Raw genomic sequence first — 24,190 nt, 5'->3', positions numbered from 1 at the left:
GATGTTCCTCGGCGTCGACTGGCGACGGTGGCGTGAGTGGCCTGGGCGTCTCGCCCACCTGTGGCGCACATCCCTGCAGTTCCGCACCGTGCTGAGCACGGTCGCACTGACCGGTGCGGCCGTGCTCGTCGCCGGTTTTCTCGTCTCGTTCATCGTGGGCAACGGGCTCTACCAGTCCCGGCTCGACCAGGCGTACCACGACTCGGCCAGGGCCACGACGGATGCCCAGAAGAAGCTCGATGCGTCGGATGCCACCGATCCAGAGTCGATCGACAACCTCTTTCTGCAGGTGTTCGGCGACATCAAGAACTCCACGACGACAGGGCTCGTGGCATCCTTCCGGGTTCCGGGGCAGAGCATCGACACGGCAGCACCCGTCGGCGTGTCCACGTTCGGGTCGGGGCGCGACGTGATCACCAAAGACCTTCGCAAGGCGGTGCAATCCTCGCCGCACGCAGTGTTCGCACAATCCGTCGCACTGCCTGGCTCCGACGGCACGACCAGGCCGGGCATCGTGGTCGGTTCCGAACTGCAGCTGTCCACGGCCGGACGCTACGAGCTGTACATCGGGTATGACCTCTCCGACTCGGAAGCGACGCTGCTGTTCGTACAGCGCACGCTTCTCATCGTCGGCCTTGCCCTCCTCCTGCTCATCGCGGGAATCACGTACCTCGTGGTGCGGCTCATCGTGACGCCGATCCGGTTGGCAGCGCAGACGAGTCAGCGCCTGGCGGACGGCGACCTCGAGGTGCGCATGCCCATCGCCAACGAAGACGCGTTCGCCACGCTGGCCAGGTCGTTCAACGGCATGGCGGATGCCTTGCAACGCCAGATCACGCAGCTCGCGACGCTCTCGCAGCTGCAGCAGCGCTTCGTCAGCGATGTCTCTCACGAGCTGCGGACACCGCTCACCACCATCCGGCTCGCCGGCGACGTGATCTACGACCAGCGCGAAGACTTCCCGCCGGCCACCGCGCGCACGGCCGAACTCCTGCATACACAGATCGAGCGCTTCGACCGGCTGCTCTCCGATCTGCTGGAGATCAGTCGCTACGACGCCGGCTCCGTGGTGCTCGAACTCGAGCCGACCAACCTGGTGCGCCTTGCGGAGGACGCGGTCGACGACATGCGCCCGCTCGCCGTGACGAACGGGTCGGAGATCCGGCTCGACGCGCCTGGCGGGTACTTCGAGGTCGAGATGGACCCGAGGCGGGTGCGCCGCGTGCTGCGCAACCTTCTCGGCAACGCGATCGAACATGGCGAGGGAGAGCCCATCGTGGTCACGGTCGACAGCAATCAATCGGCGGTCGCCCTGGCCGTGCGCGACTACGGCCTCGGCATGACCGAACGCGAAGTCTCGCACGTCTTCGACAGGTTCTGGCGCGCCGATCCGTCGCGCAAACGCACCATCGGCGGCACGGGGCTCGGGCTGGCCATATCGCTCGAAGACGCGGCGAAGCACGACGGATGGCTGGATGTCTGGTCGAGCCCGGGTCACGGATCGAACTTCCGGCTCACCCTGCCGCGAGTACCGGGGGAGCCGATCCTGACGTCCCCGATACCTCTGGCCCCAGAGGATGCCCCGCGCGACACCGACAACCGCCCGATGGGCCATGAGTTGATCGGCGCCAAGCATGACGGCGCGGACCACGATGGGGAAGGGTCCGGGCGGCAGGGACGGGCATCCGGTCACGAACGCCGCAACGCATGGTGGCGCGGAGAGGGTCGAAGGCACGACGGGCACGGCGATCGGGAAGGGACGGTGAAGGCATGAAGCGGTTCGGTATGCGCGGCAGACGTGGGGTGCTGGCTTCCGTCGCAGCGCTGGCGGCCCTGGTGCTCGTCGCCGGGTGTGCACAGATCCCACGTACGAGTGCCGTGAAAGAGGTCGGCCCGATCAGCGCGCAGAGCGGAGGTCTTGGGCAGGTCGACTTCCTGCCGAGTCCACCGCAGCACGGCGCGACGCAGGACGAGATTCTGAAGGGCTTCATCCAGGCCCAGGTGTCGCCGCAGGGCGACTATCAGGTGGCCAGGGAGTTCCTCGCCACGGCATTCCGCAGCAAGTGGAACCCCGATTCCTCGGTCACTGTCGATACGGGCGCCAACCGGGATTACGAGGCGACGGACGACGGGCACAAGCAGCTCACAGTGACCCCCGTGGCGTTCGTGGACGCGGACGGCACGTACAGCAGGGCTGAGTCGTCCACGGGCATCCAGCAGCAGTACACGTTCGTCAAGCAAGACGGACAGTGGCGCATCTCCAAGGCGCCGAACGGCGTCGTCATCGACAGCTCGCGCTTCCCGAGCGTGTTCGCACCGCACTCGCTCTTCTTCTTCAGCCCGGATCTCTCGTACCTGGTGCCCGATCAGCGATGGTTCCCCAACTCGCCGGCCTCGCTGCAGACGAGAGTCGTGAAGGAGCTCGTGCAGGGCCCCGCCAGGTGGCTGGCCGGCGCCTACGTCACGGCGTTCCCACAGGGATCCCAGCTCACGTCCGACTCCGTGACGGTCACCGGCGGCCAGGCCGACGTCGACCTGAACAGCACTGCCGGAGCCGCGGATGGCGTCGCGCTTGCCCGCATGCAGCTGCAGCTTTCGCAGTCGCTCGCGTCGGTCGCAGGCATCACCAACGTGCGCATCTCGATCGAGGGTGTGCAGCGACCCGTGTCGGACGCGCTGCCTGCACAGCCGACCCAGGACCCAGGCGTCGACTCGAATGCGCTCGTGTTCCGTGGCGGCAAGTTCGGTCTGCTGTCTGGATCGGGCGTTGCAGACATCCCCGATGTCTCGTCGAAGGTCCAGTCCCTGGCGCCGCGCGCCGCTTCGCTCTCGGCCGACCATCACACCGCGGTCGTGCTCGGGGCGAACGCGGCCTGGGTGGTGCGAGCCGATACGGATGACCCCATCCAGCTGGACACCCGGCCCGGCTTGATCGCTCCGACCCTCGACCCGTCGGGTTACGCCTGGAGCGCTGCTGCCGGGTCGCCCTCCGACCTCCTGGTGCTCGGCCCGTCTGGCGCACCCGGCCCCCTCAGCGTGGCGTGGCCGGATGCGCGCTCGCTGGTCGCGATCGAGATGTCACGGGACGGCACACGGCTCGCTGCCATCGTGCGAACGGACTCGGGCACCGACATCATGGTCGCCGGCGTCGTGCGCACCGCCAGCGGGAGGCCTGAGAGCGTTTCGACGCCGATCAACCTCGGTCCGGTCATCGGCGGCACGGCGACGTCGCTCACGTGGCTCGACGACCTGACGGTCGGCGTGCTGACGGTCGGCCCGGGAGACGACAGCTCGATCGACGTCCAGACCGTGGGCGGCGACACGCAGACGGTGCCGGGACCCAGCAAGGGCGCGGCCATCGGACCGGTCGGCCAGGCCCCCTACTACTGGGTGCTCACCTCGGACGGATCCCTGCAGTGGCCGCGCGGAACCGGCTGGCAGCAACGTGCCGACGGCGTGCAGTTCATCGGCCAGCAGCTCGGCAAGCCGTAGACCGGCGTTCGCTTTCCGTCTTCTGCTCTCGGCGTCCCAAGTCGAGGTGGGAGGCCGGCTCCCCACAATTGGCACCGCCGGGCGACCACGGCTCGCCGTTCCTCGGCAGGCTCGACACATGGCACGCTTTCCACGAGCTCCCGATCGGTCACCCGGCACGTCGACCGGGCTGCTGGGTGCTCGGCTGCAGCCCGCGCTCCTCGATGCTCTGGCCGTGCTCATGCCCACCGCGTGCGCAGGATGCTCCGCGCCCGACCGCGCGCTCTGCGACGCTTGCGCCGCACAGCTCGTCCCGCGAGTGCGTCGCGTCGACCTCGACGGGCTCAGCGTGACCTACGCGCACGACTACTCGGGAGCCGTGCGTTCCACGCTCGCCGCCTACAAGGACGGCGGGCGCACGGACGCGGCCGCCCGGCTCGCTCCATCGTTCGCTGCCGCTATAGCGGCGGCCCTTCGTGCCGCCGACGGCCGCGACTCGCCCAGCTCGTCCTCGACACGTGTCTCGACGAACGGTCTCTCTGCACGGGCTCCCGATGGCCGGCTCTCTCCCGGTGCAGACGAACTGTCGTGGGGCGGTGGCGGGCGCGCGCGGGCATCCCCGCGCGCCGTGCAGCTCGTCACCGTGCCGTCGTCGTGGGCCGCGCTGCGCACGCGTGGCTACTCGCCGGTCGGCCTGCTGCTCGCGCGTGCAGGCCTCCGAGCGAGACCCGCCCTCCGTGCCCGTCGTCAGGCCGCGGATCAGTCGGGACTGACGGCCGAATCGCGACGCGCGAACCGCGACCACTGGCTGGAGCCGCGCGGCTGGGTGGCGGGGGAGAGGGTGTTACTCGTGGACGACATCCTCACGACCGGGGCGACCCTGCTGGAGGCACGGCGGGCGCTGGCATCCGGGGGAGCGCACGTAATCGGTGCCGCCGTGCTCGCCAGGACGCCTCGCAGGCATCCGCCGTCCTCTGGCGCCGCCGCGACAGTGGACGCGGAGGCTGGGGGCGAGGCCGAGGCGGAGGCGGAGGCCGCGGCTGGGGCGGAGGAGGAGGCTCGGGCTGAGGCGGTGGCACGGGCTGTGGCGGGCTCCGAGGGGGAGGCGACTCGGCGCGCGACCTGACCGTTCCACGTTTCCGTGACCGGGTGACGGCCTTGGCTTGTCACGCGTGCACCGCCGAGTTCACCGAGCGGGAATCGTCACATTGGCGGTCCAGGCGAGACACCCAGGGACTCCTCGGCAAGTAGCTGGTGACATCCGCCAGCCCCCGGTCTACGGTGGGGGGAAAAGGTGCCGGTCCAGCCGCCCTTTCCGTACGGGCGACGGCCGCACTTGAAGCAGGAGGTCGCCATGGAAATCAACATCTTCGGACTCGGCGTGGGCATTACCGATCGCTTCCGTGAGTATGCGACGGAGAAAGCTGCCAAGGTCGGCTCGCTCGCCGAGCGAGCTCTCTCGCTGGAGATCAAGGTCTCCCGCCATAACGAGAAGTCCGGAGGTCAGAACGGCGACGATCGGGTCGAGCTCACGCTCATTGGCCCAGGTCCCGTCGTTCGTGCCGAGGCCACCGCCGCCGACAAGTACGCGGCGTTCGACCTCGCGATAGGTCGGCTACTCGAGCGCGTGCGGCGCGCCAAAGATCGCAGAAAGATCCACCGCGGACTACACAGACCTCCTTCGGTCCGCGAAGCCTCCACCGTCGGCCTCGGACGAGTGGATGTCACGCCCGCGCCGGTCACCGTGCTCGAGCAGGTGCGCACCGGCGCCGTGCCGGTCATCGATGAGTCGGCACAGCAGGAGGAGGCGGAGCCGGCGGAGGACTACTGCCCGGTCGTCATCCGCAAGAAGGTGTTCGCCTCGGTGCCCATGTCGGTCGACGACGCGCTCTACTACATGGAGCTCGTCGGTCACGACTTCTATCTCTTCATCGACGAGGAGTCGAACCGGCCATCGGTCGTATACCGCCGCAAGGGCTGGGACTACGGCGTCATCGCGCTCGATGAGAACGCGGAGGAGCTGCAGGAGGTGGCAACGGCCTCTCGCAAGTTCGGTCGAGGCTGAGCCGACCTGCTGATCGCTTCTGCGGTCGCCGGACAGTGTCGGACAGGTGCCGGGAGCGGATGTGCTGCTCCCGGCACCTGCACGACAGGCGGACTTAGCGGCGTTGGGCGCCCACCGCACCCGGCTATTGCGCATTTCGGTGCGGAGCGCGCTGCCTGCAGCCGTGCGGCATTCCTTCAGCGGGCGTCCGGCATCCTCAGGTCACAGCCCGGTAACATGGGTCCGTTGCCGCCCGGTAGGTCGGCACGCGTCCAACCCGGGACGACGGATGCCATGACGGTGTCCCCTTGAACCACTTGGAGTGCATCAGTGGCCTCAGTTCTCGAAAAGGTGCTGCGTGTCGGCGAAGGCCGCACGCTCAAGCGGCTCGAGGCGTACGCCCGTGCCGTGAACGCGCTCGAGGAAGACTTCCAATCCCTCACCGACGAGGAGCTGCGCAGCGAGACCGTCGAGCTGCGTGAGCGCTACGGCAACGGCGAATCGCTCGACGACCTGCTGCCTGAGGCGTTCGCCGCCGTGCGCGAGGCATCCGTTCGCACGCTCGGCATGCGGCACTTCGATGTGCAGATCATGGGCGGTGCGGCCCTTCACCTCGGCAACATCGCCGAGATGAAGACCGGTGAAGGAAAGACCCTGGTCGCCACGACCGCGGCGTACCTCAACGCCATCGCCAGCCGTGGCGTGCACATCGTCACCACCAACGACTACCTCGCCAGCTATCAGGGCGAGCTGATGGGGCGCGTGTTCCGCGCCCTCGGAATGACGACAGGCGTCATCCTGGCCGGGCAGACGCCAGACGAGCGGCGCGAGCAGTACCTGGCCGACATCACGTACGGCACGAACAATGAATTCGGCTTCGACTACCTGCGCGACAACATGGCGTGGCAGGCATCCGACATGGTGCAGCGCGGCCACTACTACGCGATCGTCGACGAGGTCGACTCGATCCTCATCGACGAGGCGCGCACCCCGCTCATCATCTCCGGGCCCTCCAGCGGCGAGGCGAACCGCTGGTTCAACGAGTTCGCCCGCATCGCAACGCGGCTCGTGCCCGACGTCGACTACGAGGTCGACGAGAAGAAGCGCACCGTCGGCGTGCTCGAGCCCGGAATCGAGAAGGTCGAGGACTATCTCGGCATCGACAACCTCTACGAGTCGGCCAACACCCCTCTGATCTCGTTCCTGAACAACGCCATCAAGGCCAATGCCCTGTTCAAGCGCGACAAGGACTACGTCGTGATGAACGACGAGGTGCTCATCGTCGACGAGCACACGGGCCGCATCCTGGTCGGACGACGCTACAACGAGGGCATCCACCAGGCCATCGAGGCCAAGGAGGGTGTGCCGGTCAAGGCCGAGAACCAGACGCTCGCCACCGTCACCCTGCAGAACTACTTCCGTCTCTACAAGAAGCTCTCCGGCATGACCGGTACCGCCGAGACCGAGGCGGCCGAGTTCATGTCGACGTACAAGATCGGCGTCGTCCCCATCCCGACGAACAAGCCGATGATTCGCAGGGACATGTCCGACCTCGTGTACAAGAACGAGGAGGCCAAGTTCAACCAGGTCGCCGAAGACATCGTGCAGCGCAACGACAAGGGCCAGCCCGTTCTCGTCGGTACGACGAGCGTCGAGAAGAGCGAGTACCTGTCCCGGCTGCTGGCTAAGAAGGGCGTGCGGCACGAGGTGCTGAACGCGAAGAACCACGCTCGTGAGGCGGCGATCGTTGCGCAGGCCGGCCGGCTCGGCGCCGTCACGGTGGCCACGAACATGGCAGGGCGCGGTACCGACATCATGCTCGGCGGCAACGCCGAGTTCCTCGCCGTCGCCGAGATGAACGCACGCGGCCTCAGCCCCGTGGACACCCCCGACGAATACGAGGCCGAATGGGATGCCGTCTACGAGCGGGTGAAGGCCGAGGTCGCCGAGGAGGCGAAGAAGGTCATCGAGGTTGGCGGCCTCTACGTGCTCGGTACCGAGCGCCACGAGTCGCGGCGTATCGACAACCAGCTGCGCGGTCGATCCGGCCGCCAGGGTGACCCGGGCGAGAGCCGTTTCTACCTGTCGCTCACCGACGACCTGATGCGGCTCTTCAACGCGGGTGCCGCCGAGAGCCTCATGGGCCGCAGCAATGTGCCGGACGACCTGGCCATCGAGTCGAAGGTCGTGAGCAGGGCCATCCGCTCTGCGCAGGCGCAGGTCGAGGCCCGCAACGCCGAGATCCGCAAGAACGTGCTGAAGTACGACGACGTGCTCAACCGCCAGCGCGAGGCGATCTACAGCGACCGCCGACACATCCTCGAGGGCGACGACCTTCACGAGCGCGTGCAGCAGTTCCTCGAAGACGTGGTCTCCGAAGTGATCGACCAGCACACGTCTGAGGCGAACGCCGACGATTGGGACCTCGACGCGCTCTGGTCCGACCTGCGGCTGCTCTACCCCGTCGGGATCACCATCGACGAGGTGGTGGCCGAGGTCGGCAACAAGGGCCGGGTGAACCGCGAGTTCATGAAGCGCGAGATCCTCTCGGATGCCCGCCTCGCCTACCAGCGCCGCGAAGAGCAGCTGGGCGAGGCCGCCATGCGCGAACTCGAACGACGGGTCGTGCTGTCGGTCATCGACCGTCGCTGGCGGGACCACCTGTACGAGATGGACTACCTCAAGGACGGCATCGGTCTTCGGGCCATGGCGCAGCGTGACCCGCTGGTCGAGTACCAGCGCGAAGGCTTCGCGATGTACCAGCAGATGATGGGCGCCATTCGCGAGGAGTCGATCGGGTTCCTGTTCAACCTCGAGGTCGAGGTGACGCAGGCGGCTGGTGAGATCACCGAGGTCGAGGCCAAGGGTCTTGCGCCGTCGGCCAATGAGCAGCAGAGGCTCAGCTACACAGCACCGAGCGACGACGGAAGCGTCGAGGTGCGCAACCAGCGCGGTCAGGTTGAGCGAGCGGCGACCGATCGTGCCGAACGGGCCAGGCAGCGCCAGTTGGCGACCCAGCAGGAGCCTGCACCGCAGCAGCAGCCCCCCTCCCGCGGCGCCTTCGGGCAGCGCGCGGAGTCCGCAGAGCAGGCGCCAGTGAACCGTGCCGAGCGCCGAGCCCAGGAGCGGCGCCGGCGCTGACGCACCTCTTTCGTTCGTCAGCTCACGGTGCGCATTCGACCTTGGCGTCCGCCCAATCGGCGTTGTCGTGCCCATTGCCATCGCCGGCATCGCCGACGGTGAGCGTCAGCTGCTTCACTCCGGTGATGTCGACGACTAGGGGTATCGGTGCAGCTGTCCCCGCGATCGTGGATGTCTGCTTCAGCAGCGTTCCGTCGCCGTAGACCTGGAACGTCACCGATCCTTTGCCGCCCGCGCCGGCATCCAGTCCGACGACGCTCGAGAAGGTGGTGCACGCACTAGGCAGTGTGAGAGTCACGGTGCTGATCGAGTTGACGCCGATGCCCTTGGCGTAGACAGTGCCGCCAACGGTGATCGCGCCGCCGCCCACGCTGACGTCGCGCCCGATCGTTCCCCAGCCACTCGCACTCGAGTCCCATGGAAGATCGCTGACGTAGTGCTCGCCTGCGCTTTGTACCGACAGCGCCAGGGAGCGCCCGGTGCTCGTCGATCGGTTCGCCTGCGCGACTGTGTTCTCCGCCGCGATCGCATAGCTGCCGGATGCCGCATCTTGCGGGATCTGGACCGTCCACGTCAGCGTCGCGGAAGAGCCAGGCGTCAGCGGCGCGGTCTTGACGGCGCCGCTGGGGTCGGACGTCCAGCCGTCCGGGAGATCCAGGTCGCTGGAGAGTCTCGCCGCCGCCCCCGAGTGGTTCGTCAGCACACCGGTGAGGTGCAAGGTACTGCCACCCTTCACCGTCCCGGCGACATCCGATGTCAGCGAGTCCATGGTCACGGTGGACGGCAGCTTCGGCGACCCGTAGACCGAGGCGCTGTAGCTCGATGCCTCGTTCTGCGCCAGGGGAACGCCGCCGCGCACCGTGCCGAGATCCACGAGCCTCACCGATTCAAGGGCATTCCCTGGACCGCCATCGCTCGTGACGGCGATGGCGACTGTGTTGTGTCCGCGAGGATCGAGGATGCCGTTGGGCAATACGAACGTGTGCTGCGGTCCCACGTCGGCGATGTACTGCCCCACGTTCCAGCCGTTCACGTAGATGAGGGCGCGGTACGCACCGCCGGATCGTGGCGTGGATGAATCGCCGATGGTGAGGCCGAGCGACGGATCTTCGTCCTTCGGAGCGTTCAACGAGAAGGAGGTGCGGTACCAGGTGGTGCCGGGCATCGCAGAGGAGGCGGGAAGCGTGGTTGCTGGCCACGACTGGTCCGGGAACCCTGGCAGATACCACCCTTTGCGCTCGCCGTATTGCCCGCCGACGTTGTTCAGCCCTCGCGCCGTGTCGATAACGCTTTCGCCGCCGAGATCGCCTTGGATCTTCCACTCGATTGCGGTCTTCGTCGCGCCACCGGTCGTCGTGACGCCGATGAGGCCGCGGCCCTCCTTCTGAGCGTCGTTGACGCCCCCGTCTTCGTTGTGCCCGTCGTTCCGCACCATCACGGCGAGCACGTGCTTGCCGGTGCGCAGACCCTGTGGAATCGCGAACACGGCGGTCCCGGTGGTCGGTGGTGCGCTCACCCCGGATGCCAGCACGTTCTGGCCCAGGTACACCCCGTCGAGCCAGGTCTGAAGCATCCCGGCGCCCCCGCCGCCGTAATTGAGGCGGAGGGTTGTCGTGTCGGCCGAGCCCGTGTACGTGCCGCGGTACCAGACGTCGCCCTGGTGGAACCCGTAGTCGTCGGCGGTGAGCACGGGCGCGCCGGTCGGGGGCTTGGTGGTGCTCGTTGTGGAGGTCTTGTCAGCGGTGGTCCACGATGAGTCGTCGAACCCCGGATCGGCTTCCGGCGTGCCCGACGCATACGACCAGCTCGATTTCGTCAGATCGGGCAGGTCGACGGGGTCCGCACCCGGGAGGCGGGTGGACGCGCTCAGGCTTTCATCAGCTCCTGCGACCGTCGCGACTTGTGCTCCGTTCCACGTGACGGCGCTGACGCCGTCGGGAGCCCACACTTGAAGGTCGCTGGCGTCCTTCGTGTCTCCGGAGAGCTTCAGCGTCGTCCCCTCGATCGACGCAGCGCGCACGAGTTCCGGGCCACGTTCGAGCGCGGGGCCGGCCGCCGTGTCTTGGTGCCAGAACGTGTCGGCGGTATCTTGGTCGGCGAGCAGCAGCGTGAAGGCGCTGCGCCCGCCGCCTGTGATGCGCAACTCGGCGAGACCCGAATGCGTGTAGTCGAGTCGCAGATCCCCGGTCGCTTGGTCGTAGTGGGCGCTGACGTCGCCGGACAGCACCGTCACGTCAGGAGCGGACGTATAGCGCAGCACCGTTTCGCCCTGCTCGCCATTGCGCCCGTAGAGCAGCGCCAGATCGCCGTTGGAGCGATGCAGGTGAGTCATGATCTCGGAGGTCGAGTAGACCAGGTGCTGGCCGTCCATGTCGTAGTCGGCGACGAGCATCTTGCCGTCCTGACCGTTCAGTCGCAGCGTTCCGGATTGCGGAACGGTGTACTGGCCGTCCGGGGTCGACAGCGGGAAGGTGAACGAGTCGTCGGTCGTCGCGTTCGACGGATTGTGCACGGCGAAGTACAAGTGAGTCCCCGTGTCGGGGTTCACGTCGTTATAGACCTTCACCTTGCCGGATGACGCCGTGACCGGATCCGACTTCGTCAGCTTCGTCAGCGGCGCAACGCTCTGTAGGAAGAGACCCAGCTCCTTCATCGTGCTCGCCTTTGGCCGGATCTGCCGTGCCTCGTCGATGGCAGCGCCGTAGTCGTAGGAGGTGTAGACGACGGGTGCGGGCAGCCAGCCCCATGACGTGCCGCCATACGTCATGTAGAAGTTCTGGATGCTCAGTCCGTTGGCGATGTTCGTTCCGTAGAACACTCGCTCATACCCGGAACCCTCTCGTTGTGCCGTGCACGGGTAGGTTCCGACGCTGCCCCAGTAGTCGAACCAGCCGCCGCCGAACTCTGCCGCGAATCCAGGTGTGTTCGGTGATGCTGTAGAGCCGCCTTTAGCGCCGCCGGCGCCCCAGAGCCCCCAGTCGGGCGCCGCCGCCGGGCTGCCAGGCGTACCGTTCGTGCTGCAGGCGCCACCGGGGTATCCGTCGAATGCATAGAGGTCAGTGGGGCCGGTCACCGTCCCCGGCACGTTGGAGTTCTGCGGGACCCAGACGCCGTTGCGTCCTTTGTCGTTGTGGAAGATCGGAACTTGGATGCCGTCGGAACGCACCTTCGCATACAGGTGGTTCATGTAATTCTTCTGGCTCGTACCTGTGGAGGCGAGTTCGTTCTCGATCTGGTCGAGGATGATCGTGCCGCCGCCGTTGGTCAGCTGGTGCTTGGCGAGGATCGAGTCGATGTGGCTGAGCCACTCGTCCGCGGCGGCAAGGTAGTCCGCAGCGTCGCTGCGCGCCCTGCCCGCCACTTGCGTCAGCCAACCTGGGAATCCGCCGCCGTCGGTCTCGGCATTGATGTACGGGCCGGGACGGGCGATGACGTATAAGCCGACCTGCTGAGCCATGTCGAGGAGCGTGTCGACGTCCCGTACTCCGCTGAAGTCGTACGTTCCTTGTTTGGGGGAGTGGTAGGCCCAGTCGAAGTAGATGGATACCGCGTTGTAGCCCTCTGCCTTGATCTTCTGCAGTACGTCGAGCCACAGGCTCTTGCTGGGCAGCCTCCAGTAATGGAACTCCGCCGACCAGATCATGGTGCGCTTGCCGTCGATCATGAGTGAGTACTTATCGAAGGTGATCGTGTGCGTCGCCGCTGTATCGCTCTTCTGAGCTACTTCCGTCGGAACGGCGCCCGCCCCGCTCGTCGCTCCGAAGATCATCGCCACGGAGAGCGCTGCGGCTGCCAACCCACGTGTTGTGCGGCTTAGACGTACCACCATGTCCTCCTCGACACGTCAGTAGCGAATCGTTTCAAGGCACACCATAGGCGCACACATCCACACTCGGCAATGCCCAAAATCACACAATATCGAACACCGTCGGCGACGGGGACCGAGCACAGACTCGAGGAGGTTGCACCTGAGCACGAGTGTGATGGGCCGTCGGGGGCCCCAGCAGGCAGCGCGCAGCCGCGCACGCCCGGGAACGCACCCCGGTCCCCGGTCAGAGCACGCTGATCGCCGACGCCCGCCAGCGCCGATCGAGGCCCTCGAGGCGAATGGCGACGGCGCGCACCCGCACCGGGTTTCGCACGATGACGGTCGCCTCGACGACCCCGTCGCATGGCTCGGAAACGTGCGTGCTCAAGACGCTGAGTGCCGGTCGCACCGCCTTCTGACCCTTCACGCGTCTCGCCCTCTCCGCCAGCACCGTTCTGTGCAGTAGCGTCGCGTAGACGTCGTCGGTCACCCACCGATTCAGCTGCTCGAGTTCGCGAGCACCCGCGAGCACCTCGAGAATGCACCGCGCCAGGTTGGTCAGCAGGGGTTCAGGGTCGGGCAGATCCGCGCGCCGCGACGGCTGTGCCATGAAGAAGTCGTCTCCGAGACCGTGGCCGGAGGGTGCGCGACGACGTGCGGTGACACCGCCGAGTCTGTGCTGCTCGTCGTCTGTTGAATCGTCTGATGCGACGTCGCGCGGTTCGCTGGGCAACGCGGCCTGGCTCATCGATACTCCCTGCGGTCGTAGCGGGGAAAGGGGGCGAAGACCCGCCTTCGGGTGTTTGGCATGTCACTCAAGCAGTGGTCAGACAGGTGGGTCCACGGCGTTGATGCCCTGTTGATAAAGCGCTCTCGGGCGGGCGAAGCCGCGCTACGTTGGCGTCTCATGCGCTGGGACAACCTGTTCGACGACTTGGAGAGCCAGCTCGAACACGAACTCGGCGTCGAAGACCTCGAGCTGCGCGTCGAAGAGGAGAGGCTGCGGCTTGGGCGGCTCTCGCTGCGGAATCGACTACGTGCTGCCTCCGGGGCAGACGATGGTCGCGATGCCCCGCTGAACCTCTGGCTTGCCGACGGAAGCACCACGCGGCTGCGGCCGACGACGTTCGGCCGAGACTGGGTGTCGGGAGACCTGCTGAGCGACGAGCGTGGGTCGGCGCCGTCGCGGGCATCCGTTCGCGTGCTCGTGCCGCTCGACGCCATCACATCTGTCGGGCTCGACGACCGCCAGCTCGCCGACAGCCTGCAGGCCGAACCCGACCCGGATGCCTCGCGCGGGCAGGATGTCGCGCCTCGCCTGATCGACCGCCTCGGCTTGGCATTCGCGCTGCGCGATCTCGCCCGCAGGCGAAGCGCAGTCACGGTCACGACCATCTCCGGCGTGCTGCACGGCACCATCGATCGGGTCGCTCGCGATCACTTCGATCTCGCGCTGCACGACCCCGGTTCTCCCAGGCGGCCGAGCAATGTGCGCGGCACCCGGATCGTGCCGATGGCGGCGCTGATCATGGTGCGGGTTGGATGACAACCCGCTCGATCGTCAGTCCCTGTCGGGCCAGACGATGCGGCCACCGGACAGCTCGGGGATCGACGCCAGGTCCGACTGGTCCCACAAGGCACGGCGTCGCGTCTCCTCATACATCGCCTGGATGTACTCCTCGAGCTGAACGCGCTCGATACGCCACGCGCCCGGTCGGCCGACGCGGATGGCAGGCAACTCGCCCGTCTCGATGAGCGCGACGACGTCGCCCGGGGCGACCTTGAGCAGCTCGGCGGCGTCGCCGACCGTCAGGAAGCGTGCAACATCATCCGTTCGGTCGGCCGTCATGCCTTCGATTATGGCGGGAGCGCCCGAAGGGGCTTCGTCGTGTGGATAACTTTCCTACGACTTGCCCAGCATCGGCACGATGGAGTGACGCACTTCCCTTACGGCACCGGCGTTTACGGCTGAGAAGACGCTCAGGTGCAGCGGGGGAACGCGGTGGACAGGTTGTGAGGACGCCCCACGGGCGGCCCATCGGCGCGAGGAGGAGCATGGTCGGCACGGCGGACGGCAAGCCGAAGCGGTTCTGGTTCGACCCCAGATTCGCAGTGGGCATTCTGCTCATCGTGGCGTCTGTGGTGGGCGTCTGTGCGCTGCTGGCCGCCCAGAACCGCAACGTTCAGGTCTATGTGGCGCGCAGCACGTTGGTCGCGGGCGATGCCGTCTCCGTTTCGGATGTTGAACTCGTGAACGTGCGAGTGCCGGATTCCGGAAGGTATCTTGCGGCCGGACACCTGCCGGAGGGCGCGACGGTGGTGCGTTCGGTGCCCAAGGGCGAGCTCGTGCCAGCCTCCGCAGTGGCTGAGGCGTCTGCAACCGGGCTGACGAGCATCGTCGTGAAGGCGTCCGGGCCGGTTGCGGCATCCATCACGGCGGGCGCGACGGCTGACGTGTGGGCTGCCCACGCGGCGAACGACAATAACTACAAGCCGCCTGCCGTCCTGGTCGCCGGCGCTGTGGTCGTCTCGGTCTCCCACGACGATGCCCTTGTGGCCGATCGTGGGTCGGTGTCGGTCGAGCTACGCATTCCTGCCGGCCGAGTGGCATCTGTGCTGCAGGCCATCGCCGACGGTCAGGTGATCTCAGTCGTATCTGCGAGCACGGATGCCGCGGGCTCCGAGAGTGAGGAACCGGCTGCTGGCAGCACTCCAGCTCCGACCGGCCGGCTCGGCGGGGAGGAGGGCGACGGATGAGCGCCATCGCGCTGTGCCTCGATCGCCGATTGCAGGAGCGAGTCGCTGCAGAAGCCGCAGCCTCGGGCCACTTCGTTACCGTCCGCACGACCGCCGGGAAGGAACTCGTCGCTGCACTCGCCGCCCGGGAGGTGGACGTCGCCGTCGTCGGTGCGGGTCGTGGCCGGCTCTCGGCCGATGTCGTCAGCTCCTGTGACAGAGCCGGTGTACGGCTCGTCGTGCTCACCGCGGGGGAGTCGGAGCGCAGGCACGCGCTCGCGCTCGGCGTGTACGACTCGCTCGATGTCACGGCCGACTGGAGCACCCTCGAACCGTCGCTCCGAGGGGTTCGGGCGGTGCCATCGCGCGCCGGCGGTCCCCTCGGCGCACAGGATGCCTCCCGCGTGGTCTCGGTATGGGGTCCGTCGGGTGCGCCGGGGCGAACGTCTGTGGCGATAACGATCGCCGCAGAGCTGGCGGCGCTCGGGCACAGCGTCGTGCTCGCCGATGCCGACCCCTACGGCGGGGCAACGGCACCTGCGCTGGGCCTCCTTGACGAGGCACCGGGATTCGCAGCAGCCTGTCGCCTCGCGGCATCCGATGCGCTCAACCACGACGAGCTCGTGCGCGTCGCACAACGATACGCCAGCCCGCGCGGGGCGTTCTGGGCGCTCACCGGCATCGGGAGGGCGTCGCGCTGGCCTGAGTTGACGAGCGATCGCGTCGAACGAGTGCTCGCGCAGTGCCGCACCTGGGTGGACTACACGGTGGTCGACGTGGGCTTCAGCCTCGAGACAGACGAGGAGATCACGAGCGACCTGTTCGCGCCCCGCCGCAACGCCGCAACACTCGCTGCACTGCAGGGCTCGGACGACATCGTCGCCGTTGGACTGGCCGATCCCGTGGGCCTCTCCCGACTGCTGCGTTCGTTCGGAGACCTCGTCGAGGCGGCGCCGGAGCGCTCGCCGCACGTGCTCGTGAACCGAGTGCGGGCATCCGCTGTCGGGGCCAGCCCGTTCGCTCAGGTCGCCTCGACACTGCAGCGATTCGCCGGTCTCGAAGCCGCTGCACTCATTCCGGATGATCCAGCCGGCTTCGACCTGGCCGTCCTGACCGGCAGCACGCTGAAGGATGCCGCGCCCAAGTCCCCGGCGCGCGCCGCGATCCGCAGATTCGTGGAGCGCGAGCTGGCACCCCTTCCAGAGCCGCAGCGCGGCAGGCGCAAGCATGCGGCACGCCCTCGACCGGTCACCGAGCCTGTCTGAACAAGGCAGTTCGGTCGTTCGCTGAGCCTGTTCGTACGACGCTCGTTTCGGTCCGGGCGCTGTCACTTTCCGCCGCTCCCGTGCCGATCAGTGGCTGAAAGTGACGGCGCGGGAGTGGGGTGCCGCGCTCCTAGACTGAGGTGATGTCCACGCTCAGTGATCTCGTCGTAGCGCACGGCCGTTCGACCCCCGAAGACATCGAATGGCTGCACCTGCTCGTCGGCGACTGCCAGTTGCTGGCCGACCTGGCGTTCGCGGACATCGTGCTCTGGGTGCCTACCGAAGGCGGGTTCATCGCCGTCGCGCATTCAAGGCCATCGAGCGCCGCCACCCTGTTCTACCGCGACTTCGTCGGCCAGCCGATTCGCTCCGAGTGGAAAGTACTGGCCACCGAGGCGTTCGATTCGGGTGCCATCGTGGACTCGCACGCGCCCGACTGGTACGAGGAGATGCCCACTCGGGTGCGCGCGGTTCCGGTCTTCCGCCGCGTGTCGGCATCCAGCGCCCAGGTTGTTCCGACCCCCATCGCCGTCATGACCAGGCACACGAACCTCAGCGAGGCGCGTACGCCCAGCCGGCAGGAGCTCACGTTCAACGCCTGCGCGAACGACCTGTTCGGCATGATCGCCACCGGCGACTTCCCCGACCTCGGCGCGCCTTCGGGTCCGCGCCGCGGTGCGCCACGTGCTTCGGACGGGCTGATCCGCCTCGACGTGGACGGCGTGACCACCTTCGCCAGCCCCAACGCCCTGTCGGCGTTCAACCGCATGGGCTTCACGGAGGAGCTCGAGGGCGAGTCTCTCGCCGATGTGACGACCAGGCTGCTCACGGGCAACTCCGTCGTCGATGAGTCGCTGCCGCTGGTCGTGACCGGGCGGGCGCCATGGCGAACCGACATCGAGGCGCGCGGGGTGACCGTGTCGCTGCGCACGATTCCCATTCGCACACACGGGGAGCGCACCGGCGCCATCGTGCTGTGTCGTGACGTGACGGAGATGCGGCACCAGGAGCAGGAGCTCATCACCAAGGATGCGACGATCCGCGAGATCCACCACCGCGTCAAGAACAACCTGCAGACCGTCGCCTCGCTGCTGCGCATTCAGGCGAGGCGAACACACTCCGAAGAGGCGCGCGACGCGCTTGGTCAGGCCATGAGGCGGGTTGCCGCCATCGCGGTCGTGCATGACACGCTGAGCGAGGGGCTCGCGCAGATCGTGGATTTCGACGACGTGTTCGATCGGGTGCTGCTGCTCGTGGCAGAGGTGGCGAGCACGCACAACACGACCGTGCATCCAAAATCGTCCGGAAGCTTCGGGGAGTTGCCGAGCGAGTATGCGACACCGCTTGCTCTCGCCCTGACGGAGTTGGTGACGAACGCCGTCGAGCACGGGCTCGCGGGACGCTCAGGCGAGGTGGAGATCAGCGCGCACCGCTCGCCGGACACCCTCACAGTGAAGGTCGTCGATAACGGCTCGGGGCTCCCTGAGGGCAAGGTGGGCGACGGCCTGGGTACGCAGATCGTACGCACGCTCATCCAGGGGGAGCTGAGCGGCACCATCGACTGGCACACCATGGTGGGGACGGGTACCGAGGTCACTATCGAGGTGCCGCTGCGCTATCTCAGCAAGGCGTGAAGCCGGTCGTCTCGGCCGGCGGTTGAATCAGGATGCGCGACGCGCTCGCGCGGCGCGACGCTTAAGCGCCCTGCGCTCGTCTTCGGAGAGTCCGCCCCACACGCCGGAATCCTGGCCGGTCTCGAGGGCGTACTGCAGGCAGGCTTCGGTCACGGTGCACCGGGCGCAGACGGCCTTGGCCTTCTCGATCTGCTCGACCGCCGGTCCGGTGTTGCCCACGGGGAAGAACAGTTCGGGGTCGGCTGTCAGGCAGGCGGCTTTGTCGCGCCAATCCATGGGGGTGCTCCTTTAAATTGCGTGCGTCATGTGACGCCCGGGCATGACCGAACGGTCGGAATTCGGGTAAGCGACGAGTTCAGGGTGATGATCTTGGTGGACCTTTACCGACGGGCTCGATCCGAAACGGACCGAAGTGCCTGGTGGACTGGTTCTCTGAGACGGACACCTGCCCACCACCCTGTGAGCGCAACTCGACCAAGAAATGCTCGCATACTGGTACTGCCAAATCAAGAGTTTCGATTGGGATAACGCTGTGAACACAGACCGGAAACAAATGCCCGATATCGGCGTTGACCGGCCCGAAAATTCGTATCCTGTGCTACTCGGATGCCTCGTCGCGCTCCTCGCGCTCCAATCGGCGGCTCTCATCGCACTCGTGATCTGGCTGCTCATTCAGGCAGTCGGTGCCTCGGCGGCCAATCTCGCGAGCGGAATCGCACTGCTCGTCATCGCCGCGCTCTGTGCCGTCTGGCTCCTGCTCACGACGGTCGCCGCCGCACGCAGGAGATCGTGGATGAGGTCATCCGTGATCACGTGGCACCTGATCGTACTCGCGGTCGCGGTCGGCTCTTTCACGGGCGCGACGGCCGTGCCAGAGGCGGGTTGGGTGCTGTTGGTCGTCGCGCTGCTGGGGGTCGGACTCGTGTTGACGCCGCAGGTGACGCGGGCGACGGCGCGGGACGTCACTCCTGGCGACACCGCCGACGGAGGCGCGGCGCCGGGGAACGATGTGCGGCCGAAGCCGCGCTGAGCCGTAGTGCGTTCCCACCGTTCGCGAACACCGTCACGACGTAGCCCTCGACCGGACGCCGTCGTCACGTTCGACCGAGGCGCACCGGCGGCCGAGACGTTCATACTCGTGCATGGCATCGGGGTCAGCTCGCGCTACTTCGAGCGGCTCGCACCCCTGCTCGCCCGGCATGGCCGAACCATCGCGCTAGACCTGCCCGGCTTCGGTCGCGCGCCAAGGCCGTCCAGGCCGTACACGGTGGAGGACTACGCGGACGTCGTCGCTCGTGTGCTTGACGATCGGAAGTTGGTGCACTGCGTCATCGTCGGGCACTCGATGGGCGCCCAGATCGCGACAAGACTGGCGGTCGTGCGGCCTGATCTGGTGAGCCGGCTCGTGCTGATCGGTCCGGTCATGGCTCCCGTCGACCGCTCGCCGCTGCGTGCCGCATGGCGGCTGTTCGGGGACATGACTTGCGAGACCGCGCGCAGCAATCGGCTCGTCATGGGCGACTACCTGAGGTGCGGACCGCGGTGGTACCTGGCAGTGCTGCCCTCCATGCTCGGTTACCGGCTGGAGGATGTCCTCCCCACCGTCCCCGCTCCGGTGCTGCTCGTGCGCGGTGCGCGCGATCCGGTCGCACGCAGGGACTGGGTCTCTCTACTCGCGCGCGCCGCTCGTAGCAGCAGGACCGTCGAGATCCAGGGTTCTCCGCACGTCGCGATGCATGTGCGATCCCAGGATGTCGAGCGTGCGATCGTGGCGGGCTGATCGGTCGGTTTCGGCAGGACAAGGAATGACGCCGGCCGGCGCCCGTTGCAAGCGTCAGCGAACGCAAAGGTCTCGAGCGCGGACGGTTCTAAGCGGCGAGGCCGAGTTTCTTGCGGAGCGAGGCGACGTGGCCCGTCGCCTTCACGTTGTACAGGGCAAGACGGATGCCGCCGTCAGCATCGACGACGAAGGTGGACCTCAGCACACCGGTCACCACCTTGCCGTAGAGCGATTTCTCGCCGTACGCCCCGTACAGCTTGTGGACCGTGAGATCTGTGTCGGACAGGAGCGGGAAGTTCAGGCTGTCGTGGTCGCGGAACTTCGCCAGAGTGGCGGGATCGTCCTTCGAGATGCCGAGCACCTGGTATCCGGCCGAAGCCAGGGAATTGAGGTTGTCGCGGAAGTCGCACGCCTCTTTCGTGCACCCGGGCGTCATGGCGGCCGGGTAGAAGTAGACGACGACGTTGCGTCCGGCGTAGTCGTGCAGCGACACCCGCGTGCCGTCCTGATCGAGAAGTGTGAAGTCGGGTGCGGTGTCGCCTGGGGAGAGTCGGGCCGGGTTCGCAGTCGTGTCGCTCATGGCTCAACGCTAGCGAAGTGGGCGTCAGCCGAACGTGGCGAGAAGACGTTGCAACGAGTCCAGTCGCGCGTGGCCGCGCTCCCCGAGCACTCCGGCATTTACCGCGTCGATGATGGCGCAGTCCGGTGAGTCTGGTAGGTGCGTGCAGCCGCGCGGGCAGTTCTCGGCAATGGCGGCGAGGTCGGTGAAGGCGCGCAGGATGTTTGCCGGATCCACATGTCCCAGCCCGAACGAGCGCACGCCGGGGGTGTCGATGATCCAACCGTCGCCGAACGACGTGCGCAACCTGAGTGAAACGGTCGACGACGAGGTGTGTCTGCCGCGGCCGGTCACCTCGTTGACGTGGCCGATGGCGCGGTCGGCGCCGGGCACGAGGGCGTTGACCAGCGTGGACTTGCCCACACCGGAGTGGCCCACCGCCACGGTGTCGTGCTTGGCGAGTGCCCGCCGCAATGCATCGAGCGGCATGCCCGAGGCGCTCGCGGTCGTCTGAGCGATCGTTTCGGCGACGCCGCGCACGTGGTCTCTGGCTCCGGCCGACGAGCTGAGGAACACCGGCAGGTCGAGCCCGGCGAAGTTCTCCAGGAACTCGCTCGGGTCGGCCAGGTCCGTCTTCGTCACGCAGAGCAGTGGGGCGATGCCCGCGTCGTACGCCGCGACCAGGTAACGATCGACCAGCCGGGTGCGCGGTTCGGGGTTCGCTGCGGCGACCACGATGAGCATCTGGTCGGCGTTGGCGACGATGACGCGCTCGACGGCATCCGTGTCGTCGGCGCTGCGGCGCAGGAGCGTTGTGCGTTCCCCGACGCGCACGATGCGCGCCAACGTGCCTTGGTCGCCGCTGGTCTCGCCCACCACGTCGACTCGGTCGCCCGTGACGATCGCCTGCTTGCGCAACTCGCTCGCCCGCGCTGCGACCGCCTCGTGCTCCTTGGGGCCGCCCTCGTCGACGAGCACGGTGTAGCGCCCACGGTCGACCCCGAGCACTCGCGCGACAACGGCATCCTCATGCTCGGGGCGCGTCTTGGTACGCGGCCTGCTGCCCTTGGGGTTGGGGCGCACCCGCACCGAGGCCTCGTCGTACTCGCCGTACGGTTCGTCCTCGTCTTCGGTGTCCCACCAGCTCACGCCGCGTGACCTCGCTCAGCTCGTCGCGGTACGCGCATCGGTCGCAGGGGCGGCATCCGTGATGGCATGCCGGCCACGGTTCACCTGGCCCAGCATGTTGTGCCAGAGCGAGGTGAACTGCGGAAGCGTTTTGTGCGTGGCCTCGACGTTCTCGATGCGGATGCCTGGCACCGCCAGACCGATGAGCGCTCCGCTTGTCGACATGCGGTGGTCTTCGTAGCTGCGCCACACACCTTCGTGGAGTGGCCGGGGCGTGATCCGCAGTCCGTCGTCGAGTTCGTCCACCTCGCCACCCAGGGAGCGGATCTCGGTGGCCAGCGCGGCCAGACGGTCGGTCTCGTGGTGCCGGATGTGTCCGATGCCTGTGATGGTGCTGGGGGAGTCGGCCAGGGCAGAAAGAGCAGCAACGGTCGGCGCGAGTTCCCCGCCCGTCGTCAGATCGAGAGTCACGCCGCGGATGCCGTCTCCACCGCTCACGGTCAGGGCACTTCCGTCGAGCTGCACGGTCGCACCGAACGCGGGCAGGATGTCGGCGAGGTCCGCGCCGACCTGTGTGGTGGCATCCGGCCAGCCCGTGATCGTGACGCTGCCGCCCGTGACGAGCGCCGCCGCGAGGAACGGAGCAGCGTTCGACAGGTCCGGCTCGATGTCCACATCCCGTGCGCCGATGGTGCCGGGCGCCACGATCCACTCCCCGACGCGGGGATTCTGCACCTCGACCCCGCGATGTGCCAGCGCATCGATCGTCATCTCGATGTGCGGAAGGCTCGGCAGCCTGTCGCCGACGTGCGTGAGACGCAGGCCCTCGTCGAACCGCGCGGCCGACAGCAGCAGAGCCGAGACGAACTGGCTCGATGCCGACGCGTCGATTTCGATCGCACCGCCCACTACCCGTCCAGTGCCGTGCACAGTGAAAGGCAGACCGCCCCGTCCCGCGTCGTCGATGTCCACACCGAGCGCGCGCAACGCCGCGACGATGCCGCCCATCGGGCGCGAGCGTGCTGAGTCGGCGGCGTCGAACGTGGTCGGGCCGAGCGCGAGCGCCGCCACAGGGGGAACGAACCGCATCACGGTTCCGGCCTGGCCGCAGTCGATCGTGGTGCTGCCACTGAGCTCGCCGGGCGTGACCAGAAGGTCGGCGCCGAACGAGCCGGCTCCTTCGCGCTCCTCGATGCGCGTGCCCAGCGCGCGCAGTGCGGCGACCATGTTGGCGCTGTCTCGGGAGTGGAGGGGCGCGCGAAGCAGCGACGGGGCATCCGCCAGCGCCGCGAGCACGAGCTCTCTGTTCGTGATGGACTTCGAGCCGGGCAGAGCCAGCCGTGCGCGCAGCGGACCCCCGGCCGTCGGGGCCGGCCACAGGGCATCCGGCTCCTCTGGCTTCTTGTCGCCGTAAGGGTCGAAGTCCGGCGCGGAATATTTCGAGATCAGCATCGCTTGTCAAGAGTATCGACAACGGGCAAGACCAGGAGAGGAGCGTGCGGATGCCGGAGGCACTGCTGCAAGCAGAGCTCAGCGCGACTGCGCTCGGCCTGGCACCTCTCCCGACCGCTCAGCTCTCGCTTGGGCGGGATCTCGCTTCACAGTACGCCGCGCCGGTCGTCCGACCCTCCATGGGACTGCTCGAGAACCCGGCTCCGCCGGTGGACTTCGACGGCACCCGGCTCTCGGGAGTCACCCGGGAGCCCGGCCTAGACTGGTCGGTGATGTCGACTCCACACGAGGATTCAGACCAGAACGTCGCCGCGCTCTTCGAAGAGCAAGCGCTTCCGTTCATGGATCAGCTGTACGCGGCCGCGCTGCGCATGACGCGGAATCCGGCCGATGCGCAAGACCTCGTGCAGGAGACCTTCGTCAAGGCGTATGCCGCGTTCGGGCAGTTCAAGCAGGGCACGAACCTGAAGGCCTGGCTGTACCGCATTCTGACGAACACGTTCATCAACACGTACCGCAAGAAGCAGCGCGAGCCCTACCAGAACCCGATCGACGAGCTCGAGGATTGGCAGCTGGGCGGTGCTGCGTCCGCAACCTCGGCGACCTCGAGGTCGGCAGAGGCAGAGGCGATCGACCACCTGCCGGACTCCGACGTGAAGGATGCCCTGCAGGCCATTCCAGAGGACTTCCGCCTGGCCGTGTACCTGGCCGACGTCGAAGGGTTCTCCTACCAGGAGATCGCCGACATCATGAAGACCCCGATCGGCACCGTGATGAGTCGTCTGCACCGTGGCAGACGACTGCTGCGGGAGCTGTTGACGGACTACGCGCACGAGCGCGGGCTTTCCGCTGTGGAGAACAGCGCCGCCCCTGAACGGGCGGCCCGGCAGCGGGCAGGCGCCGTGCAGAACACCGGGAGCACCACATGAGCGACTGCGGCTGCGACAAGGCCAAGAAGGACATCGAGGAGTACCTGCACAACGAGCTGCAGGCGGACGACGCAGCGGACATCCGCGAGCACCTCGCCAACTGCACCGATTGCGAGGGCGAGGTGCACGTGGGCATGGTGCTCACCGAGGTCGTGCAGCGCGCCTGCAAGGAGACCGCACCCGAGCAGCTACGGGTGCAGGTGCTGGCGAAGCTGCGGAGCATCCAGGCTACGCACTAACCGA

20 protein-coding genes are annotated in these 24,190 nt (G+C 67.3%); 13 read left to right on the top strand and 7 right to left on the bottom strand.

All coding sequences use genetic code 11. The annotated features are described in order from the left end of the window. Position 1: 1 nt before the first annotated feature. The 5 genes from mtrB (at position 2) to secA (ending at position 8,656) form a co-directional block, all read left to right on the top strand. Positions 2 to 1,774 carry an MtrAB system histidine kinase MtrB gene (mtrB, locus tag ACO2Q7_RS16235; protein ID WP_423356750.1) on the top strand — a complete coding sequence of 591 codons (1,773 nt, stop codon included), beginning with the start codon at positions 2 to 4 and terminating at the stop codon, positions 1,772 to 1,774. Then, on the top strand, positions 1,771 to 3,492 hold the full coding sequence (locus tag ACO2Q7_RS16230; protein WP_423356749.1) for an LpqB family beta-propeller domain-containing protein: 1,722 nt from the start codon (positions 1,771 to 1,773) through the stop codon (positions 3,490 to 3,492). The genes mtrB and ACO2Q7_RS16230 overlap by 4 nt, the downstream gene beginning before the upstream one ends. Positions 3,493 to 3,610: 118 nt before the next feature. After that, positions 3,611 to 4,597 (top strand): ComF family protein, encoded by a 987-nt coding sequence (locus ACO2Q7_RS16225; RefSeq protein WP_423356748.1) that lies wholly within the window; start codon positions 3,611 to 3,613, stop codon positions 4,595 to 4,597. A gap of 228 nt (positions 4,598 to 4,825) precedes the next feature. Further along, positions 4,826 to 5,536, top strand: a complete 711-nt coding sequence (gene hpf, locus ACO2Q7_RS16220) for a ribosome hibernation-promoting factor, HPF/YfiA family (protein ID WP_423356747.1) — start codon at positions 4,826 to 4,828, stop codon at positions 5,534 to 5,536. 309 nt (positions 5,537 to 5,845) lie between these two features. Beyond that, a complete protein-coding gene (gene secA, locus ACO2Q7_RS16215; RefSeq protein ID WP_423356746.1) occupies positions 5,846 to 8,656 on the top strand; it encodes a preprotein translocase subunit SecA in 2,811 nt (936 codons plus the stop codon). Positions 8,657 to 8,678: 22 nt separating this feature from the next. Here secA and ACO2Q7_RS16210 read toward each other — a convergent pair whose 3' ends face one another. Together ACO2Q7_RS16210 and ACO2Q7_RS16205 are read right to left on the bottom strand one after the other, a co-directional pair. Further along, on the bottom strand, positions 8,679 to 12,485 hold the full coding sequence (locus ACO2Q7_RS16210) for a beta-galactosidase (protein ID WP_423356745.1): 3,807 nt from the start codon (positions 12,483 to 12,485) through the stop codon (positions 8,679 to 8,681). Between the two features lie 223 nt (positions 12,486 to 12,708). Beyond that, complete coding sequence (locus ACO2Q7_RS16205) at positions 12,709 to 13,212, bottom strand: Rv3235 family protein (RefSeq protein ID WP_423356744.1); 504 nt, start codon at positions 13,210 to 13,212, stop codon at positions 12,709 to 12,711. Positions 13,213 to 13,371: 159 nt separating this feature from the next. Here ACO2Q7_RS16205 and ACO2Q7_RS16200 point away from each other — a divergent pair, with 159 nt between their 5' ends. Then, a complete protein-coding gene (locus ACO2Q7_RS16200; protein WP_423356743.1) occupies positions 13,372 to 14,010 on the top strand; it encodes a hypothetical protein in 639 nt (212 codons plus the stop codon). Between the two features lie 15 nt (positions 14,011 to 14,025). Here the strand turns inward: ACO2Q7_RS16200 and ACO2Q7_RS16195 are convergent, their stop codons facing one another. After that, entirely contained in the window at positions 14,026 to 14,313 is a 288-nt protein-coding gene (locus ACO2Q7_RS16195) for a helix-turn-helix domain-containing protein (RefSeq protein WP_423356742.1), read from the bottom strand. Positions 14,314 to 14,519: 206 nt separating this feature from the next. Here ACO2Q7_RS16195 and ACO2Q7_RS16190 point away from each other — a divergent pair, with 206 nt between their 5' ends. The 3 genes from ACO2Q7_RS16190 to ACO2Q7_RS16180 all read left to right on the top strand — a co-directional run bounded on the left by ACO2Q7_RS16190 (position 14,520) and on the right by ACO2Q7_RS16180 (position 18,099). Then, on the top strand, positions 14,520 to 15,221 hold the full coding sequence (locus tag ACO2Q7_RS16190) for a hypothetical protein (protein ID WP_423356741.1): 702 nt from the start codon (positions 14,520 to 14,522) through the stop codon (positions 15,219 to 15,221). Then, entirely contained in the window at positions 15,218 to 16,465 is a 1,248-nt protein-coding gene (locus ACO2Q7_RS16185) for an AAA family ATPase (protein ID WP_423356740.1), read from the top strand. Before ACO2Q7_RS16190 ends, ACO2Q7_RS16185 begins: the two co-directional genes overlap by 4 nt. Before the next feature lie 143 nt (positions 16,466 to 16,608). Further along, complete coding sequence (locus ACO2Q7_RS16180; RefSeq protein ID WP_423356739.1) at positions 16,609 to 18,099, top strand: sensor histidine kinase; 1,491 nt, start codon at positions 16,609 to 16,611, stop codon at positions 18,097 to 18,099. Positions 18,100 to 18,126: 27 nt separating this feature from the next. Here ACO2Q7_RS16180 and ACO2Q7_RS16175 read toward each other — a convergent pair whose 3' ends face one another. After that, positions 18,127 to 18,375: a WhiB family transcriptional regulator gene (locus ACO2Q7_RS16175; RefSeq protein WP_022901605.1), complete on the bottom strand. Its 249-nt coding sequence runs from the start codon at positions 18,373 to 18,375 to the stop codon at positions 18,127 to 18,129. A gap of 319 nt (positions 18,376 to 18,694) precedes the next feature. Here ACO2Q7_RS16175 and ACO2Q7_RS16170 point away from each other — a divergent pair, with 319 nt between their 5' ends. Both ACO2Q7_RS16170 and ACO2Q7_RS16165 read left to right on the top strand, forming a co-directional pair. Continuing rightward, positions 18,695 to 19,129, top strand: coding sequence for a hypothetical protein (locus ACO2Q7_RS16170; RefSeq protein WP_423356738.1), 435 nt, complete (start codon positions 18,695 to 18,697; stop codon positions 19,127 to 19,129). Positions 19,130 to 19,135: 6 nt separating this feature from the next. Next, positions 19,136 to 19,879, top strand: a complete 744-nt coding sequence (locus ACO2Q7_RS16165) for an alpha/beta fold hydrolase (protein ID WP_423356737.1) — start codon at positions 19,136 to 19,138, stop codon at positions 19,877 to 19,879. An 88-nt stretch (positions 19,880 to 19,967) separates the two neighbouring features. Here the strand turns inward: ACO2Q7_RS16165 and bcp are convergent, their stop codons facing one another. From bcp to aroA, 3 genes are read right to left on the bottom strand one after another with little or no spacing between them, the layout of a single operon-like run. Continuing rightward, positions 19,968 to 20,459, bottom strand: coding sequence for a thioredoxin-dependent thiol peroxidase (gene bcp, locus ACO2Q7_RS16160; RefSeq protein ID WP_423356736.1), 492 nt, complete (start codon positions 20,457 to 20,459; stop codon positions 19,968 to 19,970). Positions 20,460 to 20,483: 24 nt separating this feature from the next. Further along, positions 20,484 to 21,587: a ribosome small subunit-dependent GTPase A gene (gene rsgA / locus ACO2Q7_RS16155; RefSeq protein ID WP_423356735.1), complete on the bottom strand. Its 1,104-nt coding sequence runs from the start codon at positions 21,585 to 21,587 to the stop codon at positions 20,484 to 20,486. A gap of 15 nt (positions 21,588 to 21,602) precedes the next feature. Then, on the bottom strand, positions 21,603 to 23,018 hold the full coding sequence (aroA, locus tag ACO2Q7_RS16150; RefSeq protein WP_423356734.1) for a 3-phosphoshikimate 1-carboxyvinyltransferase: 1,416 nt from the start codon (positions 23,016 to 23,018) through the stop codon (positions 21,603 to 21,605). 272 nt (positions 23,019 to 23,290) lie between these two features. On the opposite strand from aroA, the gene ACO2Q7_RS16145 reads away from it, so the two are divergent. Beyond that, positions 23,291 to 23,947 carry a sigma-70 family RNA polymerase sigma factor gene (locus ACO2Q7_RS16145; RefSeq protein ID WP_423356922.1) on the top strand — a complete coding sequence of 219 codons (657 nt, stop codon included), beginning with the start codon at positions 23,291 to 23,293 and terminating at the stop codon, positions 23,945 to 23,947. Continuing rightward, positions 23,944 to 24,186 carry a zf-HC2 domain-containing protein gene (locus ACO2Q7_RS16140; protein ID WP_423356733.1) on the top strand — a complete coding sequence of 81 codons (243 nt, stop codon included), beginning with the start codon at positions 23,944 to 23,946 and terminating at the stop codon, positions 24,184 to 24,186. The genes ACO2Q7_RS16145 and ACO2Q7_RS16140 overlap by 4 nt, the downstream gene beginning before the upstream one ends. Positions 24,187 to 24,190 lie beyond the last annotated feature (4 nt).

This window comes from Rathayibacter sp. KR2-224 (assembly GCF_049446075.1).
In the GTDB taxonomy this organism is placed as follows: domain Bacteria; phylum Actinomycetota; class Actinomycetes; order Actinomycetales; family Microbacteriaceae; genus Humibacter.
The sequence above is the reverse complement of the archived record's forward strand: the minus strand, read 5'-3'. Positions and strand labels throughout refer to the sequence as shown.

Excerpts from the sequence above, each read along its gene's own strand:
- mtrB (WP_423356750.1), top strand. The coding sequence starts at position 2 with ATGTTCCTCGGCGTCGACTGGCGACGGTGGCGTGAGTGGCCTGGGCGT.
- ACO2Q7_RS16230 (WP_423356749.1), top strand. The coding sequence starts at position 1,771 with ATGAAGCGGTTCGGTATGCGCGGCAGACGTGGGGTGCTGGCTTCCGTC.
- ACO2Q7_RS16225 (WP_423356748.1), top strand. The coding sequence starts at position 3,611 with ATGGCACGCTTTCCACGAGCTCCCGATCGGTCACCCGGCACGTCGACC.
- hpf (WP_423356747.1), top strand. The coding sequence starts at position 4,826 with ATGGAAATCAACATCTTCGGACTCGGCGTGGGCATTACCGATCGCTTC.
- ACO2Q7_RS16210 (WP_423356745.1), bottom strand. The coding sequence starts at position 12,485 with ATGGTGGTACGTCTAAGCCGCACAACACGTGGGTTGGCAGCCGCAGCG.
- ACO2Q7_RS16205 (WP_423356744.1), bottom strand. The coding sequence starts at position 13,212 with ATGAGCCAGGCCGCGTTGCCCAGCGAACCGCGCGACGTCGCATCAGAC.
- ACO2Q7_RS16200 (WP_423356743.1), top strand. The coding sequence starts at position 13,372 with ATGCGCTGGGACAACCTGTTCGACGACTTGGAGAGCCAGCTCGAACAC.
- ACO2Q7_RS16195 (WP_423356742.1), bottom strand. The coding sequence starts at position 14,313 with ATGACGGCCGACCGAACGGATGATGTTGCACGCTTCCTGACGGTCGGC.
- ACO2Q7_RS16190 (WP_423356741.1), top strand. The coding sequence starts at position 14,520 with ATGGTCGGCACGGCGGACGGCAAGCCGAAGCGGTTCTGGTTCGACCCC.
- ACO2Q7_RS16185 (WP_423356740.1), top strand. The coding sequence starts at position 15,218 with ATGAGCGCCATCGCGCTGTGCCTCGATCGCCGATTGCAGGAGCGAGTC.
- ACO2Q7_RS16180 (WP_423356739.1), top strand. The coding sequence starts at position 16,609 with ATGTCCACGCTCAGTGATCTCGTCGTAGCGCACGGCCGTTCGACCCCC.
- ACO2Q7_RS16175 (WP_022901605.1), bottom strand. The coding sequence starts at position 18,375 with ATGGATTGGCGCGACAAAGCCGCCTGCCTGACAGCCGACCCCGAACTG.
- bcp (WP_423356736.1), bottom strand. The coding sequence starts at position 20,459 with ATGAGCGACACGACTGCGAACCCGGCCCGACTCTCCCCAGGCGACACC.
- aroA (WP_423356734.1), bottom strand. The coding sequence starts at position 23,018 with ATGCTGATCTCGAAATATTCCGCGCCGGACTTCGACCCTTACGGCGAC.
- ACO2Q7_RS16145 (WP_423356922.1), top strand. The coding sequence starts at position 23,291 with ATGTCGACTCCACACGAGGATTCAGACCAGAACGTCGCCGCGCTCTTC.
- ACO2Q7_RS16140 (WP_423356733.1), top strand. The coding sequence starts at position 23,944 with ATGAGCGACTGCGGCTGCGACAAGGCCAAGAAGGACATCGAGGAGTAC.